The organism is Leucobacter sp. M11, from assembly GCF_035726885.1.
Taxonomy (GTDB): domain Bacteria; phylum Actinomycetota; class Actinomycetes; order Actinomycetales; family Microbacteriaceae; genus JAPFRB01.
In genome coordinates this window covers 379,453-381,228 of sequence record NZ_JAPFRB010000004.1, presented here as the reverse complement: position 1 = coordinate 381,228, position 1,776 = coordinate 379,453, and the positions used below count along the sequence as shown (strand labels likewise).

The 1,776-nt window shown below is 70.8% G+C and carries 2 protein-coding genes; both read right to left on the bottom strand.

The features are described from left to right. Positions 1 to 99 precede the first annotated feature (99 nt). The gene (locus OOT08_RS13860) at positions 100 to 852 is read right to left on the bottom strand and encodes a sulfite exporter TauE/SafE family protein (protein ID WP_325093380.1); all 753 of its coding nucleotides are present in this window, start codon (positions 850 to 852) and stop codon (positions 100 to 102) included. A 1-nt stretch (position 853) separates the two neighbouring features. Next, on the bottom strand, positions 854 to 1,663 hold the full coding sequence (locus OOT08_RS13855) for an isoprenyl transferase (protein WP_442916254.1): 810 nt from the start codon (positions 1,661 to 1,663) through the stop codon (positions 854 to 856). Between the last annotated feature and the right edge of the window lie 113 nt (positions 1,664 to 1,776).

Here is a 1,776-nt window from a genome sequence, read left to right as displayed (position 1 = left end):
ATGGGGCTACTTCCTGAGTTCTCGGCGCGTCCCGGGTGGCGGGATGCGCTCCCCATCGTGCCAGAGTTGCCGGCTGCCCGCGGGCTCGGCGGCGCGCGGCTAGCCGAGGAGCTCGACGAGGCCGCGGATGAGCGTGGCGAGCGCCCCGGCGAAGGCGATGACGATCACGACGGTGCGGACCTGCGCCGGGGTGACGAGCTTCAGCAGGCGCTCGCCGATGGCGATGCCCACGAGGATCGCGGCGACGACCGCGAGCCAGGCCCAGGCGGGCACCGCTGGCATCACGCTCGGGTCCATGAGGAGCTTCGTCCCGGCCGACATGGACCCGATCAGCACGAAGAAGGGTTGCAGGGTGGCGGCGAAGGCCGCCGGGGACCAGTTCGTGAGCAGGGCGTAGGCGCTCACGGGCGGGCCGCCGACCCCCGCGAGGGAGTTGGTGAGCCCGGCGGTCACCCCCGTCACGACGCGCGGGGCGAGCCGCTCTCGGGAGAAGGCGCGGCCCGAGAGCAGCAGCGAGGAGGCGAGGGCGAGGATCACGATCGCCCCGACGGAGACGGAGAGCACCGCCGGGGAGGCCCCGACCGCGATCCAGGAGCCCAGCACGGAGCCGAGGACCGCGGAGGCCCCGAGCCACCGGAACTGCGACCAGTCGATGAGCCGCCAGACGCGGGGCAGGATGAGCAGGCTGGAAATCACGCCGCAGAGGTTCACGATCACCACCCCCGAGTGCGCGCCCAGGACGAGGGTCATGAACGGGGCGACGAGGAGCGCGAAGCCGAGGCCCGCGACCCGCTGGGCGGAGGCCCCGATGACGATCAGGGCCAGGATCAGCAGGGCGGTGGCGAGGGTCATCTCAGGATCCGAAGCGGCGGTGCCTCTGCGTGTAATCGCGAAGGGCGCGGAGGAAGTCAACCTCGCGCAGGTCGGGGTACAGGGCTTCGACGAAGTAGAACTCGCTGTGGGCGGACTGCCAGATCATGAAGTCGCTGAGGCGCTGCTCGCCCGAGGTGCGGATCACGAGGTCGGGGTCGGCCTGCCCGCGGGTCCAAAGGTGCTCCCCGATGAGCTCGGGGGTCAGCGTCTCGGCGAGCGTGTCGATGCTCCCGCCGCGCTGCTGGTGCGCGTCGATGATGCTGTGCACGGCGGCGGCGATCTCGCTGCGCCCGCCGTAGCCCACCGCGAGGTTCACGTGCAGGCCCGTGCGGCCCTGTGAGCTGTCCTCGGCGTGCTTCAGGGCGCTCGTGAGCTCGGGCGAGAGCTCGGCGCAGGAACCGACGTGCTTGATCCGCCAGGTGTCGTGCCCGGCAAGCTCCGTCGCGAGGGTGCCGATGATCTCGAAGAGGTCGGCGAGCTCGGCCGGGGTCCGGCCGACGAGGTTGTCCGTGGAGAGCAGGTACAGGGTGACCACCTTCACCCCGGCCTCCTCGCACCAGCCGAGGAACTCGGGCACCTTCTGGGCCCCCGCTCGGTGGCCGAAGGCGGGCTGTTCCTGGAGCCGGAGCTTCGCCCAGCGGCGGTTGCCGTCCACGATCACGGCGACGTGATGGGGGATCTGACTCGGGTCGATCTCCCGGCGCAAACGGCGCTGGTAGAGCCGGTACAGGAAACCCGGTCTGGGAAGGATCGATGGTTCACTGCTCACCCGTCCACTGTAGCGCCCCATATACCTCCCGGGGCGTGTCGGGACCGTACACTCGGAGCATGAACTCAGGGACCGAGCGTGCCACCCCGTCCGACGATCACGCGGACGCGTCCGGGCCGGGTTCTCCCCTCGAT